This is a genomic window from Pseudovibrio axinellae, from assembly GCF_900110875.1.
GTDB lineage: Bacteria > Pseudomonadota > Alphaproteobacteria > Rhizobiales > Stappiaceae > Pseudovibrio > Pseudovibrio axinellae.
Genome location: NZ_FOFM01000001.1, coordinates 609,177 through 628,381 on the forward strand (window position 1 = coordinate 609,177; position 19,205 = coordinate 628,381).

The window sequence follows — 19,205 nt, forward strand, 5'->3', positions numbered from 1 at the left end:
ATTGCTTGCATAGCTCAGGCGGCTTCAGGTGTGCTCTCAACCTCAGCGATCTGCTCACTTGCAATGAGGGCATAAACAAAGAACCCAACGGGCCCCAGACAGGCCACCGCAAATACAAAGTAATAGTAATTGGCATCAGGCGCATAGACAATTAGCAGCGACAACAGCAAACTAAATACAGTTCTTTGCACGTAAGTCAGGGAGTGAATTATGGAGAGGTAGCTCCCCATAATATGTGGACTCACCTTCTTCATGGCGTAGGTCATAAACGTGACACGTGTAAGGGCATTGGTGCTGCCCAGAACCACGGCCACGGCAACAATCATTGAAAAAACAGGCATCAGGCTTACGCCCAGCAGAGCGCACGAAAACAGAAACAACGTGGTCGCAATCACCGTCAGCTCACCAAACCATCGAATGATATGTGCCGCTGCATAGCCGAAAACGGCTGCGCCAATTGCATAGGACAACGAAGCGGTTGCCAACGCGGCCACATCCATTTGCAGCACCTTACTGATGTAAACTGGGTGCACCACATTGAGCAACATCACAGCCACATAAGGCAGGTTTGCGCACACCCCTAACAGCAAGAGATCTTTGCGTCTTAAAAGGCTTTTTAACACGGTGCGCAAGAGCGTTGCCTGCTTGGGCCGTGGCTGTTTGTTGTAAGGAATGAAAAGGATCAAAAGGCCAGCTGTGATCAGCATCGCCGCCGTCAGAAAAAGGACGACTGCGAAATAGGCATCCTGCAATGCAAATATGGCAATCACGCCAGCCAAAAAGGTGGAGGACTGCATTTCCACTTCCATCCAGCTATTTACGCGGGCACGTTCCTGTTCTGCAAAGACCTCCTGAATAAATGCTGTTCTTGCCTGATACAAAAACAAAAAGAACACCTGGGAGGCGAAGAAAAACGCCGCCAAACCCCACAGCCTGAAGTCCGGCTGCTGGTAACCAAGCGTTGCGAGCAGCAGCACGGCTCCCATAAGAACAAAACTCAAGACCATCAGTTTTCGGCGAGAAAACCGGTCAACGAGGCGGCCCGAGACGGGGGAGAGGAAAATCAGAAGGCCACTGGCGTAGGTCGCGGTCAGCGCTAATACCTGTTCACCGCCAGCAGACTTTGCCAACTGCCACGGTACAATAGTGAGAGCAACACCCATCGCCAGCGACGCCACAAAATTTGCGATTACTAATATTGCCAGCTTCACCTGCACTTCTCCCCATCAAGTTGCCTGATGCTTTTAAAAGCAAGGCATTTGGAGAGAATATCAGGAGTTGAGACCTATCAAAAATGAAAGCTTTTCTGCAATTGCCTGCCTTTCAACCTCCTACATGGCTGCTTCAAATTGCAGCTTGCACCTGCCTTTAATTTTCCGCAGAGTTGAGACCAGAATCAAGGAATAGACCCATCATGATGAGTGAACGAGAAAAAATGGCGGCTGGCGAATGGTATACATGCGTTGACCAGGAGCTGGAGGAACTCAGACAAGCTGCCTATCACGCTGTGCATGAACATCGCACATTACACCCTTCGGAACGGGGCAAGATCAGCCCTTCCCTGCGTCAGCTGCTTGGAATCTGCACTGAAAGCACAATCATCGAAACGCCATTCCACTGCACCTACGGCATTAATATCCATTTGGGCGAGGATGTATTTTTAAACGCCGGCTGCACAATCTTAGACAGCGCTCCCGTGCGTATCGGTGCACAAACCATGCTGGGCCCCAATGTGCAAATTTACTGCGCGCAACACCACAAGGACCCCGAAAAACGCGTTGCAGGTTTGGAGGTTGCAAAACCTGTGAGCATTGGCAAACGGGTTTGGATTGGCGGCGCTGCGGTCATCATGCCGGGTGTGACCATTGGTGATGAGGCGATTGTAGGGGCTGGCAGTGTGGTGACAAAAGATGTGCCTGCGGGTGCAACCGTGGTCGGCAACCCTGCACGAGCACGTGGGTAAAAAACACTCTTGGGTCAGCATTGTTCTGCTGCCCCAAGTAGAGGGCGGCAAACAATGGGCGCGCTTAAAGAGTTGGGGCTACAGTTTTTTAAGAGACTGTTTTACGGGTCTTTTTTCTGCAAATTTTCCGCTTGTAACGCGTTAAGTTTGTCCTCGTAGTCGTGATAGTGAAGGTACTGGTAGAGTTCTTCGCGGCTTTGCATCTTCTCCAGCAGGCTTTTCTGGGTTCCTTGTTCGCGCAGTTGCTGGAAAACTTCCAGCGCTGCCTGATTCATCGCTCTAAAGGCGGAAAGTGGGTAAAGGACAAGGCTGATACCTGCCTGCGCCAATTCTGTGGTGGTGAAAAGTGGTGTCACCCCAAACTCGGTAATATTGGCAAGAACGGGAACCGGGGTGGTGCTTGTAAACTGCCTGTACTGGGCAAGTGTGTTCACCGCTTCTGGAAAAATCATATCAGCACCAGCATTTACGTATGCAGCGACCCGCTCCAGAGCCTTCCCCATGCCTTCAACTGCCAGAGCATCAGTACGGGCCATTATGACAAAGTCCTTGCTCTGTCTGGCTTGTGTTGCAGCCTTTATCCGCCCGACCATTTCATTAATTGGAACAAGCTGCTTATGGGGCCTGTGACCACACCGCTTTGCGATGACCTGATCTTCTATGTGGACACCGGCAGCACCGGCCTGCTCTAAAGAGCGGATAGCTCTGGCGATATTAAAGGGGCCGCCCCAACCGCTATCTATATCGACCAGCAAGGGTGTGTTGCAGGCAGCGGTGATGCGGCGCACATCTACAAGAACATCCTCCAAAGTGGTAATGCCAAGGTCAGGCAGGCCACAAGAGGCTGCTGCCACGCCGCCACCGGAAAGGTATATTGCACGGTACCCGCTGGCCGTTGCCAGCAGCGCGTGATAGGCATTGATTGTTCCCACCACCTGCAACGGGACTTCTTTTTCAAGAGCCTGACGAAACCGAGCACCTGCACTCATTGGTCCGGCCTTTCTTTGATCGTATCTGCGCAATTATGAGGCTGTTTGCACTGTGCTGCAACGTTGCCTCTGTTTGGTGGTAAACCGCTTGGTAGCGCTTTCTAGAAATCTGCGAGCATTATTCAAGGGACAAACACGAGCACCTGAGTTGCGGGTCTTTAGGGCTAAGGATAACCTAGTCGTTGTTTACCCATTACCTCCAACCAGTATGTGATCAATGCAACTATATTATGCTCCAAACACCATTTCCATTGCTGTCGCCATCGCACTGGAAGAAGCACAGCTTTCCTACACCACACATAAGGTTGATTTTAAGAACCCTGAGGTAGGCCGCCCCGAACTGCTTAAGGTAAACCCCAAGGGCAGAGTGCCTGTGCTGGTTACTGAAAAAGGGATTTTGACCGAAGTTGGTGCACTGCTGGATTACATCGCGGCTATGGCCCCGCACGCAAAGCTGCTGCCTTCTGATCCCTTTAAAGCGGCAAAAGTGCGTGAGGTCATGTACTACCTCGCCTCTACCATGCATGTGAACCACGCGCATAAACTCAAAGGAGCGCGTTGGGCAGACAAGCAGGAAAGCTTTGAGGATATGCGCGCCAAGGTGCCGGAAACCATGACAGCGAGCTGTACCTATGTGGAGGAGAACCTGATTGCTGGCCCTTTTGTATTGGGAGAGGCTATCAGCATCGCTGATGCTTATCTTTACATGATCAGCACATGGCTAATGGGCGACGGTGTTGATATTACCCCCTTCCCTAAATTTCACGCCTTCCAAAAGTTGATGGAACAGCGAGACAGTGTGAAGGCAGTAAGAGCTGCTGGCATGTTGTAGGCACCACCAGTTTATACCTTCCTTTCGCGATTGCCAGCCAAGTGCACACGTGCAGTCTGAACCACTGAACGTCCAAGTAAAGCACAGTGCAAAAGGCTGGCATCTAACTTGCATGCTGAGCCAGTCCCCCCAAAAGGAAGGCGCTTTGATAAAGCCTTTGCGCGCTTAGACAGGAGATCGGTATTGATAGATAACTTGCTGCTCGCCAAAACGTTTTAACTGGTCCACCTGTTGCAGTCCGATCTTATCAAGGAGGCGTTTTGAGCGGGTGTTGCGGTGCTGGGTCTCAGCCAAAATCACGGGGAGCTTAAGCGCTTGGCAACTAAAGGGCAGGAAAGCTTGGAGGGCTTCATAGGCATAGCCCTTTCCCCAATATTCAGGCAGGAACTCATAGGAGACTTCGTAGGATAAAGTGTCGTGATATGGCCCCACACTTAGAAGGCCAACAGCACGATCTCCTTCTTGCAAGCGCACGATACCGTGGTCGCACTGGCTTTGCGAAATTACCTTGGAACAACGGCGCTCGATTGCGTTTTGGCTCTGCCTGCCACCCAAAAAAGCACGCGTCTTTTCATTACAAAACAGCTGATTGAGAAACGGCCTGTCACGTAACTGGGGCCGGGTGATGAGGCAGCGCTTTGTCGTTAAATACAAATCCACGCTCCTCCCCTGCGTTCATCTCTATGCACCAGTGTTTTCCCATTCGGCTTTGCCGCACCTTACACATACCCAATATGCAAGACTTGACCAAAAGCATGGGGTCAGCAGTGCGCAGGCCAGACATGTGGCAGAGTATTTTACAGCTAAACACCCAATTTATTGACCACGTTTAAAAGCATATCGCGCAAAGACTGTGTCTCGTCCTTGGACAGGTTTTGATAGAGCAGACGACGATCACCAGCCATTACGCTTTGCATGGCTTGCTCTGCCACATCTTTTCCCTTTTGTGTCAGGCGAACCATTTTGCTGCGTTTATCAGTCTCATGGTCGATGCGTACAATAAGGTTATCCTCCTCAAGCTGCTTGAGGATCTTAGTCATACCACCTGATGTTTTGAGCAAAGAGCGGTAGAGGTCACTGGGCGACATTTCCTTGGGGTCTGAACGCCCGCGTAAGGCTACCAGAACCTCAAAAGCCCCATTGGTCAACCCATATGCTTCCAGCTCATTGGCACTGTTTTGGTCTATGACCTCACTGAGCCGGCTCATACTGAGATATAGCTCGGTTTCGAGCGAAACAGCCTCTGGCCAGTGTACCCGCATCATTTCAAGGGCTTTATTCAGCTGATAGGCTTTCGACATCAGGCTCCACAACTCTTGTTTTTAACGATTGAAAAATAAACCTTGCCAGAAAGGTAGTTTATATATATCTATCTGGCAAGCTATTTAGAAAGATAGGTGTGAAAATGAGAACATTCTGGGATAGGCTTCGGCATACAGTGCTGTTCGAGCTGGTCGCACTTTCGATTATTGCCGTGTTCGGAAGCTGGGTGACTGGTCATTCCATGCAGGAGATCGGTTTACTCGGACTGGGCATGTCTCTGCTCGCAATGGGCTGGAACTTTGTTTACAACTGGCTCTTTGACAAGTGGTATGTTGCCAACCGTGGTACCAAGCCAAGAACCGTCGCTATGCGTGTTGCGCACGCCCTTCTGTTTGAGGGTGGACTGCTTGGGTTTGGTATCGTCGCAATCATGTGGTGGTTGCAGATGAATTTTGTTCAGGCATTGCTGCTTGATATTGGCTTTGCCGTTTTCTTCCTGATTTACGCCTTCGTGTACAACTGGGTTTATGATCTGGTCTTTCCAGTGCCTGCACCACAAGCAGCCTGACAACAAGTACTCAACATAAGAACGCAGGAAAAGCCGGAACAACGCATGTTCCGGCTTTTCCTTTCAAACCAACGCAAACTGGTCGCTGACAGATTAGATATCGTCGTAATCGACTGTTACATCATCCGTTTTTGGTCTGGACTGGCAAGTAAGCACGTAGCCGGCCTCAATCTCCCACGGTTCCAGCGAGTAGTTGACGGCCATGTCGACTTTACCGGAGACCACCTTGGCACGGCACGTACAGCACATGCCACCTTTACAGGAGAACGGTGCTTCAATGCCCATCCGCAGGGCCCCATCAATAATGGTCTCACCCGGCTTCAACGCCACCTCATGGCGGGCACCATCTACGATCATGGAGACCTTGGCAATGTGGTCTACAGCGCTGGAATCCTTGGCTTTATGAGCTGCGTGCGGATCACTGCCATCTGCTGGCACAAACAGTTCGTTATGGATGTGCTCCAAAGGAATACCATGGCTTTGGCAGACTTTTTTGGCGGCCTCGATCATGTCGCCCGGACCACAGAGGAAGACGTGGTCGATGCTGTTCTCACCAACGGTCTTTGTGATGAATTCCTCAATTTTTTCAGAGGTTAAGCGACCATTGAAGAGGCTGAGCTCCTGCGCTTCACGAGACAGAACATGGTAGACACTCAAGCGATCGAGGAAGCGATCCTTCAGGTCATCCAGCTGATCCTTGAAGATCACACTCTGGGAATTCTTGTTGCCGTAGAACAGGAAGAAATGGCTGTTCGGCTCATCTTCCAACACAGCTTGCACCATGGACATGATCGGCGTGATGCCGGACCCAGCAGCAAAAGCGGCATAAACCCTTGCTTCTTCAGTGGTTCCTCTTGGCAGATTGAAGCGGCCCATCGGGGTCATCACATCAATCTCGTTGCCAACAGAGACATGATCCAGAGCAAAGCTAGAGAAGCGGCCACCCTCCACTTTCTTGATCGCAACGCGGATGTCATCATCCTTGGGAGACGAGCAAATGGAGTAGGACCGGCGGGTGTCTTCGCCATTAATAAATTCGCGCAGGGTGAGATACTGTCCTGGAATAAAAGAATAATCTGACTTTAGGTCCGCAGGAATTTCAAAGGCGATAGAGACAGCTTCCTCTGTTTCCTGATGGACTGACTTGATCTTCAATCTATGAAACCGTGGTGACATGGCTTCCTCCCTTACATCTGCCGTTGCCTTCCAGGCGAACGGGTCAGATGCACTTGAAATAATCAAAAGGCTCGGAACAATCGTTGCAGCGGTAAAGCGCTTTACAAGCGGTCGAACCAAACTCGGAAATACGGCTGGTGTTGGCAGAGTTACACTTGGGGCAACGGACTTGTTCCTCACCAAACAAGGCCCGGCGCGAGGCCTTGCCGTTTGGAGGTGCAATGCCGTAAACCCTTAGCTTTTCACGCGCTTTTTCTGTGAGCCAATCCGTGGTCCAGGCTGGAGTGAGGACGGTTTTGACATCCACTCTCTCAAAACCTGCGGAGAGCAAAGCCGCTTCAATATCGAAAGCGAACATGCTCATGGCCGGGCAACCGGTGTAGGTTGGTGTGATGGTCACCTCTACAGAGCCATCTGCCCGCACGTGCACATCGCGCAAGACACCAAGGTCCTCAATGGTGAGCACCGGCACCTCAGGATCGGGTACATCGCACACCGCATCCCAGGCCTTTTGATCCAACTCAGATCTCAGAATTTTCGCTGCAACTGCCATGGGTTAGCTCCCGATCACCACTGGGCTTGCGGGAACGAGCGCTGCAGATACTGCATTGGCGACAGAATGTGTCCCAGATGCTCGCTGTGCTCGCCTTTACGGCCACCTGTCTGCATCCAGCTTTCTGTTGGGCGCTCCAGATTGGCCCGGACCAGAACCGTGTTCACCGTCTCGTCCCATAAGTGCTTGATAGACATAGGGTCTATGGCAACTTCTTTGGCAACCAACGATGATACAACCTCGTCACACTCAAACATCTCGCCGGTGTACATCCAGAGGAACTCCAGCGCGTTATTGATGCGGTTGTGGCTTTCCTCGGTGCCGTCTCCCAGACGGATCACCCACTCAGCAGAATGGCGCAGATGGTAGGTCGCTTCCTTTTCCGCCTTTGCAGCCAGACCTGCCAGTTGTTCGTCTTTCGAGTTCATCATTGCTTCCCAGAACGGGTGCATAAACGCGGAAAAGAGGAACTGGCGCATGATGGCATATGCGAAGTCATCATTGGGCTGTTCGACAAGCAGAAGATTATTGAACTCCCGCTCAACCCTATGGAAACACAGGGCATCTTCGTCGCGGCCTTTGCCTTCGATTTGCCCTGCATAGGTGTAGAGCTCACGGGCATGACCGATGAGATCAAGCGCGATATTGGTGAGTGCGATGTCTTCTTCCAAGTGAGAAGCGTGACCACACCATTCGCCCAGTCGCTGGCTCAGAATTGCGGAATCGTCAGCCAGCCGCATGCAATATGTAAATAGTGCCGTATCTGTCATCATGGCCTCCTTACATATTCGCGACTTCGTCAGGCAACTCATAGAATGTGGGATGGCGATAGATCTTTGAAGCTGTTGGCTCAAACATCTCTCCCTTTTCATCCGGATCATTCGCTATGATAGCTGCTGATGGGACAACCCAGATAGACAGCCCTTCTCCGCGGCGTGTGTAGACATCTCGTGCTGCCTGCAGAGCCATCTCTGCGTCAGCTGCATGGACAGAACCGGCATGTCTATGGGACATGCCATTGCGTGCTCTGATAAAAACTTCCCAAAGTGGTGTTGCTTGTTCGCTCATCTGATCCCTCCCTTAAGCAGCTGATTTCTTTGCGGCTTGCTTTGCAGCGTACGCCTGCGCAGCCTCACGCACCCAGGCACCGTCCTCATGCGCCTTGATGCGGTCTTTCATCCGCTGCTTGTTGCAGATGCCATTGCCTTTAATGGTGTTGTAAAACTCGTCCCAGTCCGGTTCACCATGCTCCCAGTGCCCAGTTTCCTCATTCAGCTTGAGATCAGGATCCGGCAAAGAAATGCCAAGCACCTTTGCCTGAGGCACAGTGGCATCGACGAACTTTTGACGAAGTTCATCGTTGGTGAAGCGCTTGATCTTCCACTTCATGCTATCGGCTGAGTGTTTGCTGTCCTTGTCGGAGGGGCCAAACATCATCAGCGCCGGCCACCAGAGGCGATTGACGGCGTCCTGAACCATCTCCTGCTGCTCCGCTGTGCCTTTCATCATGGCAACGAGAAGATCGTAACCCTGACGCTGATGGAAGCTCTCTTCCTTACAGATGCGGATCATCGCGCGGGAATAAGGTCCGAAGGAACAGCGACATAGCGGGATCTGGTTCATGATCGCAGCACCATCAACCAGCCAGCCAACAGCTCCAACATCCGCCCAGTTGAGGGTTGGGTAGTTGAAGATGGAGGAGTATTTGGCTTTTCCGGTCAACAACTGATCGACCAGTTCTTCGCGGGAAACTCCGAGGGTTTCTGCGGCTGAATAGAGGTAAAGGCCGTGTCCACCCTCGTCCTGAATCTTAGCAAGCAAGATGGCTTTGCGCTTCAAGGACGGAGCACGCGTCACCCAGTTGCCTTCTGGCAGCATACCAACCACTTCGGAGTGCGCATGCTGCGAGATCTGCCGAACCAACGTCTTGCGATAGGCAGCTGGCATCCAGTCGTTGGGCTCAATCTTCTCTTCACGATCAATACGAGCTTGAAAAGCAGCAAGCTTTTCTTCGTCCTCAACACCAGCTTCAACAGCCGGGTTGTTCAATGCTTGCGTGTACATAGGTAAGGTCCCTCCCAAGAGCACACCAATGTTCGTTTCCGCTTCAATATGTCACAGAATATCATTCTAACAAGTATTTTCTGTAACATTAAAGTGTGCATTTTAGGACAATTCTAAATTCACCAATGATTACAAAGGTTGGAACCGTTCAAAAAACGCTGGTGCGAGAGGCGGCAGATTGCCTTCTACGTTTCTAGCATTAGAATCAAGCCAGATCTCACCGCGATCTTTGAGTTTGCTGTAGATGTTTGCTGCAAGTTCACGGGCAACGCTGCCTGCCCAGTTATCTGGCAAGGCTTGCTGTGGCAACTCAGGGTCCCTCAGAACCAACCGCCTCAGATCATGTATGAGCATGATACGAACAACCAGTGCAACTTCGGTGGGTATTGCGCTGTAGTTGCCATCCATTTCTGACAGGAGCTCTCCAAGCCCGCGATAATTCTCAATGAACTCAACGTAGCCTTGCTGGAGGCTTGTAAGGTTCCAGGCCTGTTTGGCCAGTCGTGCGGCCTTATCATCAGGTGCACTGGAGCACATATAGATAATCTGCTCTGAGGATTTGGGAAGGGCCTGCCCATTATCAGGTTTGATCAACACATTCGGCGCAATAGCACCAAAGCCTTGGTCCATCAGGCGTTCCCGGCGTTCTGCGCGGCCAGCTCCATCACTTAGGATGGCGGTGATCCAACTACCATTGCCCTTTGTGAGGCCTCGGGCGTAAATGCGAGGGGTCGCCTGATCAAATGCCTCCCGCCCCATATTAGTCAGCCTATAGAACGAGTTTCGCCCAATGCGGGTTCGTTCCAGCCAACCATCTGAAGCCAAGCGCGACATAGCGGTACGCACTACGCCAGAACTCACTCCAATCATCTGCATGATCTCAGTGATGTTGCCCATCCACAGTTCACCACCCCTTGGTGCAACGCAATCACCAAAGATGGAAATGATCATGGACCAGGAACGAATGGGTTTTTGCGCATGAAACCGGTCGATGAGCTTTTTAGTTTCGATTTCAAGAGTGCTCACGTCCATCCGCCCTTTGAGATTTAGTCCCCTGAAGTTGTAAGGGGTCAGTGCCGCAATAGGCAAGCACCTGTTTGGAAGCCATTTTGATAAGCCATCGTATTTTGCTAGTAGCTATCTAATAGCGACGCGCAAAAAAAGCCGGAGGCGATTGCCTCCGGCTTAAACTCGTCAGCTAAGCAAAAGCTGCTTATTTTGCTGTTGCATCAGTGATGCGGCCAGCAAGCATAGGCTGGTACGCACCGTCATGTGCTTTGAGGTAGTTTGCAAGTACGAACTCAAGGCCTGGGCCAAAGTCGTATGCGTTTTTACCTTCAGTCGCGAAGACTTTGTAGCCATCACCACCATTACGAACGTAGTTGTTGGTTGCAAGCTTGTAGACTTTGTCTGCATCAATTGCAGAGCCGTCAGCAAGTGTTACTTCAACGATACGTTCGCCAGCAGGTTTGGAAGCGTCAAAGGCGAACTTCAAGCCAGCTACCTGTGGGAAGCGACCGCCACCTTCTTCAATCTTAGACAGACCGTTTTCCAGAGCGTCCTTGATGAACTTACCCTGAAGTTCGAAAGTCGCCAGAGTGTTCTGGAATGGAAGTACTGCCAGAGCTTCGCCCATGGTTACTTCGCCAGCATCGATGGACGCACGCAAACCACCACCGTTGGTGATCACGATTTCTACGCCGTGTTCTTTGCCTGCTGCCAACATTGCATCAGCAACAAGAACACCCATCTCGCACTCACGAGCGCGGCAGGATTTGCGGTCACCATCAACAGCTGCTGTCGTCGCGCCAACGATTTCGGTACGGATTTCGTCAAGTGGGCCAGCCAGCTCAGCGATACGTGCTTTGATCTGCTCGTTCTCAGCGATCTTGGCATCCATGATGATTGGCTCACCAGTTGCTTCAATCACGTCACCGTTGTCGTCAAACTTTACGTTCAGCTCTCCCAGGAACTTACCGTAGGCGTAGGCAGACACGATTGCAGTTTTCTTACCGTTTGGAGATGTTACCCATGTTGGGTAAGGACCTTCAGCGCGGTCAGAAGTGTTGGACAGGTAGGTGTTGGTGTGACCGCCAACAATGACGTCGATGCCATCAACAGCTGCTGCAACTTCCTGGTCTACATTGTAACCGGAGTGAGAAAGGACAACGATCTTGTTCACGCCTTCGGCCTGCAGTTTTGCAACTTGTGTTGTCGCAGCTTTTACAGGATCAAAGAAATGTACGTGCTTGCCTGGGCTTGCCAGCTCTGCAGTGTCATCTGGTGTCAGGCCGATCAAGCCGATCTTCTCGCCGCCACGCTCTACGATTGTGGTTGGCATAAGAACGTCTACAAGCTTTGCTTCTTTGGAAACGTCAGCATTTGCCAAAAGCACTGGGAACTCAACAGCGTCCATGAAGCCACGAAGAACTTCTGGGCCATCGTCAAATTCGTGATTGCCAACTGTCATTGCATCGTAACGCAGAGCGTTCATGAACTCAGCAGCTGCTTTACCCTTGTAGTAAGTGTAAAACAAAGAACCTTGGAACTGATCACCACCATCTACGAGGATGGAGTTTTCCGCTGCAGCGCGGCGTTCTTGAACAGCTGTTTCCAAGCGAGCAGTGCCACCCAAACACTTGCCAGCAGCATCATCCTTTGCAGAACAATTTGAATCATACTTGTTGATTGGCTCGATGCGAGAATGGAAATCATTCGTATGCAAAATGGTCAGATCGAAGTCTGCCATTGCTGGCGCAGATACGCCCAAGGTCACAAAGAGCGCTGTTGCGCCTAAGAGATGCTTTTTCATAGGTCTTGCCTTTTTTCAATTGCCCCAAGCAATTTAACAGGACGGCTACGCGAGAATCTCAATATCTGCGCAAACCTCCCAAGATCACGCCCGGTACAATTGCCCATAACGGTGACAGGCACAAGACTAAAGTGGATATAATTCGCTACCTAATTGAAAATAATTTCAGGGCCCGACTATATAATCGCTCCCCTATTTCACTCCCTTGTACACGTTCGGCATTGTTGAGATTTCTTTTAATATATCAAATTGTTGGCTCAATTATCACGACCAAATTTCATAATAAAACAGCGCAAATTAATCGAAAATTCTTCAGATTCTAGAAATATTTATCCCCAATTTCTCAATTCAAAATACGTGAATTTTCTAAGTCAGAAATATCATTTTCAGATAGCTCTTCCTCAACAGCGGGCACTGAATAATTGCCACTCAACCAGTTGTTGAGATCGACCTGCCTACACCTTTCAGAGCAAAATGGCTGAGAGGCCTGTTGCGTTGGTTTATCGCAGATTGGGCACGCGCCCTGCTTGGTTGTTGGCTTTTTCATAGCGTCTCTCAACTCTTTGCATTTCCAGTGCGGACGTTAAGTGTGCACCTATCTGTCTCAAGGTGCCTTCCTGTAGTGGCTCTATCCAGAAACCTGCAGGACATCAAGAGATAAAGTATGGCCATTTCGCTGGACTTTATCGGCATTGAAGTAAAATATACTGATGTCGTCTTCACAGCGAGATATTGTAACCTAATTCTAAGATGTTGGTCAGGCTAGGTGCAAACAACTTTTCAGCAGTTTAAGTTCGGACTAAGATTACTTTCAGGCAGACACTTCAATATCGCTAGGGAACCAGCAGTTTCTGCGATAACCGGGAAAGCGTACAATGAACGATGAAGTCTCTTGGATCCTCACAGCGCGTCTGGCGACTGCACAACCTAAGGTTTTTGAAGGCCTTATGGTTGAGATGGTTAAAGCGGCTCAAGCAATGCAGACCGATACCACTGCCTATGTCTGGTATTTGTATGAGGATGGGCAATCCTGCGAAATCTTCACAAACTTTCGCGATAGTAACGCTGCTATGTTACATCTCACCTGGTTTTCAAACACGTATGCACAGCAATTCATGGACACGCTTCAGCCCACATCCATGACGGTTTATGGCAAGCCTAGCCAAGAACTGCGAAACGCCCTTGCAAGTTTCTCGCCGCGATATGTTAAAACGGTAGGAGGCTTTGCACGTTAAGGCCGTTTACGCTTAGCGTGCACGATCAAGCGGCCTTAGATCTTCGTACTTGCAGCAAGACCCCATCGAGAACTCTGGGGCCTCTTGTAGAAAAACGCTTTAACGCATTATGCTCACGCAGCTGGCACTGCGTCTTCATCCCAAGCTTTCTGCGTTGGGTAGCCAGCGGACTGCAAAAGGCTTGCGGTCTCCAGCAGCGGCAGGCCGACCACACTTGGGTAAGAACCTATCACACGTGCTATAAACGCCCCAGCAAGGCCCTGAATGGCGTATCCGCCTGCCTTGCCGCGCCATTCGCCTGAGGCGAGATACTTTTCGGTGTCCTGCGAGGACAACCGACGGAAGCGTACACGCGTTTCCACCAGTTTTGTGCGCACTACACCATCAGGCATATTCACACAAACCCCAGTGTAAACCCTATGCATACGCCCGGAGAGCAATTGCAGACAAACATTTGCCTGCTCCTTGCTCTCAGCTTTAGGGAGAATGCGACGCCCGACAGCAACAACTGTGTCGGATCCCAGAATAATGGAATGCGCTTTTTCTTCATCGCGATCGATCAGAACGCGCGCCACTGCGGCTTTCCCACGAGCAAGTCTTTGCGCCAGTGCACGCGGGCTTTCCCCACGCACAGGCGTCTCATCAATGTCTGCAGGCAGGAGGAAATCCGGTTCAATACCAATCTGCTGAAGTAACGCCAGACGACGCGGAGACCCTGAGGCCAGTACCAACGGCAGTTCTTTGGTCATTTGTTCCAGTTCCCCGATAGATCTACAAACCAAGACTTAACCAAGGCAGGTTCATTAAGGCGAACCCACGCTCAGCAGTTCGTTTACTTGTAGCGATATGTGATACGGCCCTTGGTCAGGTCGTATGGTGTCATTTCCACGAGCACCTTATCGCCAGCCAAAACACGAATACGGTTCTTACGCATACGACCAGCTGTGTGTGCGATGATTTCGTGATCATTTTCCAGTTTCACACGAAAAGTCGCATTTGGAAGGAGTTCGACGACGACGCCTGGAAACTCCAGCATTTCTTCTTTAGCCATTAGGATTCCTGATTTGTTAAATGGAATTTTCGCGGAACCTACCGGATAACTCGCCAAAAGTGAACAGGCTACCACCATTTCTTGGAGGGCAGTTTCACGAGTTTTACCGGATATTCCTTGTTTTGGGTGGAAAACACATGCAGAGCCACGCTGAGAGCTCTTTCAGTACCTTAGTCCATGCGCTGTTCAATCTTTCGCTTGAGGGTATCACGAACAGCTCTGTAGGCGTCCATTATCTGCGAACGACTGCCAGTTGCAACTGTTGGATCAATCGTCGGCCAGTACTCAACATCAACCGATTGCGTGCGGGTCAACTCCAATGCCATGTGGTGCGCTTCCGGCGCAAGTGTTACCATAAGGTCGAAGCCATCCTCAGCCAAATCCTCAAATGTTTTTGGTTGGTGATCGGTTATATCCATACCAACTTCGTCCATCACAGAGTCAACGAATGGATCTCTTTCACCAGCAAACACGCCACAGGAGCGCGTATACACCTGCTTTGGGTACAGAAGGTTGATTAATCCTTCTGCCATTGGAGAGCGTACGGCGTTCATTCTACAAATAAACAGGATTGAACTGGGCCGTGACTTCAACTCGGCCATGCTTAACCCCGATGCTGCAAAGCGCAAATAAGCGTAAACAGACGACGGGCGGTTTGATGGTCGATTGTGATTTTTCCTTTCAGGCGGTCCTCTAATATAGAGGCGCCATCGTCGTGCAAACCACGCCGCCCCATATCGATAGCCTCTATCTGCTTAGGAGAGGCGCTTCGAATGGCATCATAGTAGCTCTCACAAATAATGAAGTAATCTTTGATGATTTTTCGAAAAGGCGTGAGAGAGAGAATATGGGTCGCAATTTCACTCCCCATCTCATCTCGAATACCTAACACGAGTTTTCGTCTGATCATCGCCAGATCAAGTCGATACGGTCCCAAATCGGGTCCATCAGGGGAGAACCGATTGTCCTCTACCAAATCAAAGATCGCAATTTTACGTTCCCGTTCAACGTCTTTATCAGCGCGAACGATGGAATCGGAATCAAGGACTACTTCAAAGAGGCGTTCACCTCCTTGTTGTCTCTGTTCTTCGTTTACAGGGACTTCCTTGTTCATCAAGCGATCTTTTCCGTATTGATCAAGCGACTAGTGATTTAAACGAATAGACACCGAGCGTCCATGCGCCTGCAGGCCTTCCACCTCTGCCAATGTGACCGCTGCCGGGCCAATTTGTGCCAGGTTTTCAGGGTTACACCGCAAAAGTGAGGTTCTCTTTACAAATTCCAGCACTGACAGTCCTGAAGAAAAGCGAGCAGAGCGCGCTGTTGGCAAAACGTGATTGGAACCACCGACATAGTCACCAATAGCTTCTGGAGTATAGCGACCCACGAAAACAGCGCCTGCATTTCTCATCTTTGGTAAAAGCGCATCAGGGTCGTCAACACACAGCTCAAGGTGCTCTGGAGCAAAGCGGTTGGACAATACCATCGCATCGTCCAGATTATCGACAGTAATAATGGCTCCAAAGTCATTCCAGCTCTGTCGCGCAACCTCTGCGCGCGGGAGTGTAGAAAGCTGCCGCTCAACAGCCTTCGCAACATCGTGAGCAAGCTCGGTGCTGTCCGTTATCAAAATGGCTTGCGCAACAGGGTCATGCTCGGCTTGCGACAGAAGGTCTACCGCAACCCAGTCAGGGTTATTGTTCTTGTCAGCAACAACAAGAATCTCGGAGGGGCCGGCAATCATATCGATACCAACAGTTCCAAACACTCGTCGCTTTGCAGCCGAGACATAGGCATTGCCAGGACCGACGATCTTTGAAACTGGATCAACCGTCTGCGTCCCATACGCCAATGCGCCAATGGCCTGAGCTCCGCCAATCCGGTAGATTTCAGAGACGCCCGCCATTTTTGCAGCTGCAAGAACAAGCGGGTTGAGCACGTTGTCCGGACTTGGAACAACCATCACAATCCGCTCCACACCTGCAACCTTTGCTGGCACCACATTCATCAAAACTGAGGATGGATAACTTGCCAGACCACCGGGTACATAAACACCTACCGCCTCAACGGCAGTCCATATTCCGCCCAGTTCAACACCAATCGCATCCTTATAGGTGTAGCTTTCTGGCAACTGCTTTTGATGGTGGGAACGAATACGATCATGAGCAAGCTGTAAAGCTTCTAGTGTTTGCGCAGGAATTTGAGCAACAGCGGCCTCGATTTCTGCTTCAGTTACTTGTAGCTCACCCATCAACGTGGCCGCCATGCGGTCAAATTTATTGGTATATTCGAGCACAGCTGCATCGCCGCGTGTTTCAACATCTTTCAGAATGTCACGTACGATATGATCCACATCCTCTGAAGTTTCCCGCTTGCTTCCAAGCAGGGTACGAATTTCATCTTCGAAACCTTCAGACTTTGAGGAGAGCTTTATAGCCACTTGATCGTTCCCAATTTACGTTAGTACCCGGGCTTATTTTCCCGAAAAGTTGTTTTGTATCTTCAATATGCTGTCTAAACTAAAAGGTTGCAGAGGGATTTTACGAAACTATCCCGAGCTTTCCAATTAGCCTTCCAGGTTATGTTCAGGTTTGCTTTCGGCTTCCCAAACAGCACCCAAGTCTGCCAGCTGCGCTTCAATACATTCGATATTCGCTGCAATAGCAGCCCCACCGGAAAACTCAAGCTTCAACTGACCAGCAGGAGCATTTGTTTCCTCAAACAGCACACAAAGCAGAGATAAGACCATATCATCGTTTGCCTGATTGATATTTTGGGCTTTGACGGCATCTACACGAGATATTGAAAGGACTGAACGCGCCCGCATTCTTTTCTTCTGGTTGCTGGCGTTGGTTTCCCAGAGGTATCGGTTCATTGTAAGAACCAAACGACGCTCAGCAGGTAAGTACTTGATATCCGCCAGCTTTAGAACACTATCCTGCACCAAGGAAGAGATGATCTGCAAATCCTCCTGATCCAGTGCCATCAACTTCATCGGTTTGACCTGTTCCATATTGGTTCCTTGAAAAATTACTGAGCCCACGCACCAATTACATGGGCGAGGCTTCCTTATTATTACGACAATTTACAGCAAAACATCTATGAGTGAAGAAGTCGGATTTCAAGCATTGCAATACGTTTCATGTTCTTTGAGATTTTCTCCATGAAAAAACCCGGACTGAAAACAGACCGGGTTTAAAATCTCAAGTTGAAGATTAGTTAAGCCGATATACGCTCAATCACCGCACCACAACGGGAGAGTTTATCTTCCAAACGTTCAAAGCCACGATCCAGGTGATAAACGCGGCTAACTGTGGTTTCCCCTTCGGCAGCAAGGCCTGCAATGACCAGAGAAACTGAGGCGCGCAAATCGGTTGCCATAACCTGCGCTCCGCGAAGTGTTTCAACACCTTCAATGGACGCAACCTGCCCGTCCATAGTGATCTTAGCGCCTAGGCGCGCAAGTTCCTGAACGTGCATAAAGCGGTTTTCAAAGATGTTTTCTGTGATCTTACTCACACCCTTAGAGCGGGTCATAAGCGCCATAAACTGCGCCTGCAGATCCGTCGGGAAACCCGGGAATGGTTCTGTCGAGATATCAACCGGGTTGATGCCCGCTCCGTTACGGCGGATCTTCAAGCCCATGTTGGTTTCGGTAATTTCCGTACCAGTCTGGCGCAGGATATCCAAAGCGCTTTCCAGCAGATCGCCGCGCGCGCCTTCCAACGTGACTTCGCCACCCGTCATAGCAACTGCCATTGCATAGGTGCCGGTTTCAATACGGTCAGGAATAACTGGGTGACGGTGTGCACCCAAACGGTCTACGCCCTGAATATGGATGGTATCAGTTCCTGCGCCTTCAATTTTAGCGCCCATACCAATCAAACAGTTTGCCAAGTCGGTTACTTCAGGCTCACGTGCAGCATTTTCGATGACACTCTCACCTTTTGCCAAGGTTGCTGCCATCATAACTGTGTGAGTTGCGCCTACAGAGACTTTCGGGAAGACAACACGTCCGCCTTTCAGCCCACCTTTTGCTTCAGCTTTTACATAGCCGCGATCCATATCAATCTCAGCGCCGAGCGCTTTCAGACCATCAATGAAGAAATCAACAGGACGGGTGCCGATGGCGCAGCCACCTGGTAGTGATACCCGAGCATTATGCATGCGCGCCAACAACGGACCAATCACCCAGAAGCTCGCGCGCATTTTGGATACCAGCTCATAAGGAGCTGTTGTATCAACAATGTTGCTTGCATTCAGATGGATGGTTTGCCCAGTCATCGTATCTTGACCAGCGCGCTTTCCGTCCACTGAGTAATCTAAGCCATGATTGGAAAGAATCTGGGTAAGAAGTGCAACATCACGTAAGCGGGGCACATTCTCCAGTGTCAGCGTATCATCGCAAAGCAGCGATGAGATCATCAAAGGCAGCGCTGCGTTCTTCGCGCCTGAGATCGGAATAACACCATTTAGCGGATTGCCACCAACAATACGAATTTTGTCCATACTTCTACTACCCCAATAAAAACCCGCAGGTATTAGCCCGAGAAGACCTGTTGACTGAAACACAATTTTCGAAAGGAATTGATTGTGCCAACTAACATTAGGGTTATGGCATAAGCAAGGCGGCTTTCCCGCGTTGTTTCATCGCCCCCGGTTTTCCCCAGTAGATCCTGCTGATATTTCGCTTTCAACA

Annotated in this window: 23 protein-coding genes; 4 read left to right on the forward strand and 19 right to left on the reverse strand. The window is 50.3% G+C overall.

Annotated elements, in window-relative coordinates; genetic code table 11:
• Positions 1-14: 14 nt before the first annotated feature.
• A complete protein-coding gene (locus BMZ51_RS02725; RefSeq protein ID WP_068006243.1) occupies positions 15-1,211 on the reverse strand; it encodes an MFS transporter in 1,197 nt (398 codons plus the stop codon).
• A 200-nt stretch (positions 1,212-1,411) separates the two neighbouring features.
• Between BMZ51_RS02725 and BMZ51_RS02730 the strand changes: the two genes are divergently transcribed.
• Positions 1,412-1,963 carry a sugar O-acetyltransferase gene (locus tag BMZ51_RS02730; RefSeq protein ID WP_139201341.1) on the forward strand — a complete coding sequence of 184 codons (552 nt, stop codon included), beginning with the start codon at positions 1,412-1,414 and terminating at the stop codon, positions 1,961-1,963.
• Between the two features lie 101 nt (positions 1,964-2,064).
• Here the strand turns inward: BMZ51_RS02730 and prpB are convergent, their stop codons facing one another.
• Complete coding sequence (gene prpB / locus BMZ51_RS02735) at positions 2,065-2,952, reverse strand: methylisocitrate lyase (RefSeq protein ID WP_068006240.1); 888 nt, start codon at positions 2,950-2,952, stop codon at positions 2,065-2,067.
• Positions 2,953-3,169: 217 nt separating this feature from the next.
• On the opposite strand from prpB, the gene BMZ51_RS02740 reads away from it, so the two are divergent.
• Positions 3,170-3,784, forward strand: a complete 615-nt coding sequence (locus BMZ51_RS02740) for a glutathione S-transferase family protein (protein ID WP_068006239.1) — start codon at positions 3,170-3,172, stop codon at positions 3,782-3,784.
• 165 nt (positions 3,785-3,949) lie between these two features.
• Here BMZ51_RS02740 and BMZ51_RS02745 read toward each other — a convergent pair whose 3' ends face one another.
• Positions 3,950-4,444, reverse strand: coding sequence for a GNAT family N-acetyltransferase (locus BMZ51_RS02745; protein ID WP_068006237.1), 495 nt, complete (start codon positions 4,442-4,444; stop codon positions 3,950-3,952).
• Positions 4,445-4,587: 143 nt separating this feature from the next.
• Complete coding sequence (locus BMZ51_RS02750; protein ID WP_068006236.1) at positions 4,588-5,085, reverse strand: MarR family winged helix-turn-helix transcriptional regulator; 498 nt, start codon at positions 5,083-5,085, stop codon at positions 4,588-4,590.
• 104 nt (positions 5,086-5,189) lie between these two features.
• Here BMZ51_RS02750 and BMZ51_RS02755 point away from each other — a divergent pair, with 104 nt between their 5' ends.
• Positions 5,190-5,615 (forward strand): PACE efflux transporter, encoded by a 426-nt coding sequence (locus tag BMZ51_RS02755; RefSeq protein ID WP_074881741.1) that lies wholly within the window; start codon positions 5,190-5,192, stop codon positions 5,613-5,615.
• A 93-nt stretch (positions 5,616-5,708) separates the two neighbouring features.
• Here the strand turns inward: BMZ51_RS02755 and paaE are convergent, their stop codons facing one another.
• From paaE to yacG, 8 genes are all read right to left on the reverse strand, one after another.
• A complete protein-coding gene (gene paaE, locus BMZ51_RS02760) occupies positions 5,709-6,791 on the reverse strand; it encodes a 1,2-phenylacetyl-CoA epoxidase subunit PaaE (protein ID WP_068006232.1) in 1,083 nt (360 codons plus the stop codon).
• 43 nt (positions 6,792-6,834) lie between these two features.
• On the reverse strand, positions 6,835-7,344 hold the full coding sequence (gene paaD, locus BMZ51_RS02765) for a 1,2-phenylacetyl-CoA epoxidase subunit PaaD (RefSeq protein ID WP_068006231.1): 510 nt from the start codon (positions 7,342-7,344) through the stop codon (positions 6,835-6,837).
• 14 nt (positions 7,345-7,358) lie between these two features.
• Positions 7,359-8,117 carry a 1,2-phenylacetyl-CoA epoxidase subunit PaaC gene (gene paaC / locus BMZ51_RS02770; RefSeq protein ID WP_139201330.1) on the reverse strand — a complete coding sequence of 253 codons (759 nt, stop codon included), beginning with the start codon at positions 8,115-8,117 and terminating at the stop codon, positions 7,359-7,361.
• A gap of 7 nt (positions 8,118-8,124) precedes the next feature.
• A complete protein-coding gene (paaB, locus tag BMZ51_RS02775) occupies positions 8,125-8,412 on the reverse strand; it encodes a 1,2-phenylacetyl-CoA epoxidase subunit PaaB (protein ID WP_054664467.1) in 288 nt (95 codons plus the stop codon).
• Positions 8,413-8,424: 12 nt separating this feature from the next.
• Positions 8,425-9,408, reverse strand: a complete 984-nt coding sequence (gene paaA / locus BMZ51_RS02780) for a 1,2-phenylacetyl-CoA epoxidase subunit PaaA (RefSeq protein ID WP_063310027.1) — start codon at positions 9,406-9,408, stop codon at positions 8,425-8,427.
• 129 nt (positions 9,409-9,537) lie between these two features.
• Positions 9,538-10,434 (reverse strand): PaaX family transcriptional regulator C-terminal domain-containing protein, encoded by an 897-nt coding sequence (locus BMZ51_RS02785; protein ID WP_139201331.1) that lies wholly within the window; start codon positions 10,432-10,434, stop codon positions 9,538-9,540.
• Between the two features lie 187 nt (positions 10,435-10,621).
• On the reverse strand, positions 10,622-12,220 hold the full coding sequence (locus BMZ51_RS02790) for a bifunctional metallophosphatase/5'-nucleotidase (RefSeq protein WP_068006226.1): 1,599 nt from the start codon (positions 12,218-12,220) through the stop codon (positions 10,622-10,624).
• A 343-nt stretch (positions 12,221-12,563) separates the two neighbouring features.
• Complete coding sequence (yacG, locus tag BMZ51_RS02795; RefSeq protein WP_082825624.1) at positions 12,564-12,767, reverse strand: DNA gyrase inhibitor YacG; 204 nt, start codon at positions 12,765-12,767, stop codon at positions 12,564-12,566.
• A gap of 328 nt (positions 12,768-13,095) precedes the next feature.
• Between yacG and BMZ51_RS02800 the strand changes: the two genes are divergently transcribed.
• A complete protein-coding gene (locus BMZ51_RS02800; RefSeq protein ID WP_068006222.1) occupies positions 13,096-13,455 on the forward strand; it encodes a hypothetical protein in 360 nt (119 codons plus the stop codon).
• Between the two features lie 113 nt (positions 13,456-13,568).
• On the opposite strand, the gene BMZ51_RS02805 is transcribed toward BMZ51_RS02800, so the two are convergent.
• The 7 genes from BMZ51_RS02805 to murA all read right to left on the reverse strand — a co-directional run bounded on the left by BMZ51_RS02805 (position 13,569) and on the right by murA (position 19,015).
• Positions 13,569-14,204, reverse strand: coding sequence for a Maf family nucleotide pyrophosphatase (locus BMZ51_RS02805; RefSeq protein WP_068006220.1), 636 nt, complete (start codon positions 14,202-14,204; stop codon positions 13,569-13,571).
• Between the two features lie 83 nt (positions 14,205-14,287).
• Positions 14,288-14,506 (reverse strand): translation initiation factor IF-1, encoded by a 219-nt coding sequence (gene infA, locus BMZ51_RS02810; protein ID WP_008549604.1) that lies wholly within the window; start codon positions 14,504-14,506, stop codon positions 14,288-14,290.
• A gap of 170 nt (positions 14,507-14,676) precedes the next feature.
• Positions 14,677-15,108 (reverse strand): arsenate-mycothiol transferase ArsC, encoded by a 432-nt coding sequence (locus tag BMZ51_RS02815; protein ID WP_068006214.1) that lies wholly within the window; start codon positions 15,106-15,108, stop codon positions 14,677-14,679.
• A gap of 2 nt (positions 15,109-15,110) precedes the next feature.
• The gene (locus BMZ51_RS02820; RefSeq protein WP_068006212.1) at positions 15,111-15,620 is read right to left on the reverse strand and encodes a UPF0262 family protein; all 510 of its coding nucleotides are present in this window, start codon (positions 15,618-15,620) and stop codon (positions 15,111-15,113) included.
• A gap of 30 nt (positions 15,621-15,650) precedes the next feature.
• Positions 15,651-16,946 carry a histidinol dehydrogenase gene (gene hisD, locus BMZ51_RS02825; RefSeq protein WP_068006210.1) on the reverse strand — a complete coding sequence of 432 codons (1,296 nt, stop codon included), beginning with the start codon at positions 16,944-16,946 and terminating at the stop codon, positions 15,651-15,653.
• A gap of 126 nt (positions 16,947-17,072) precedes the next feature.
• A complete protein-coding gene (locus BMZ51_RS02830) occupies positions 17,073-17,519 on the reverse strand; it encodes a DUF2948 family protein (protein WP_068006208.1) in 447 nt (148 codons plus the stop codon).
• 206 nt (positions 17,520-17,725) lie between these two features.
• Positions 17,726-19,015 (reverse strand): UDP-N-acetylglucosamine 1-carboxyvinyltransferase, encoded by a 1,290-nt coding sequence (murA, locus tag BMZ51_RS02835; RefSeq protein ID WP_068006206.1) that lies wholly within the window; start codon positions 19,013-19,015, stop codon positions 17,726-17,728.
• Positions 19,016-19,205: the final 190 nt, after the last annotated feature.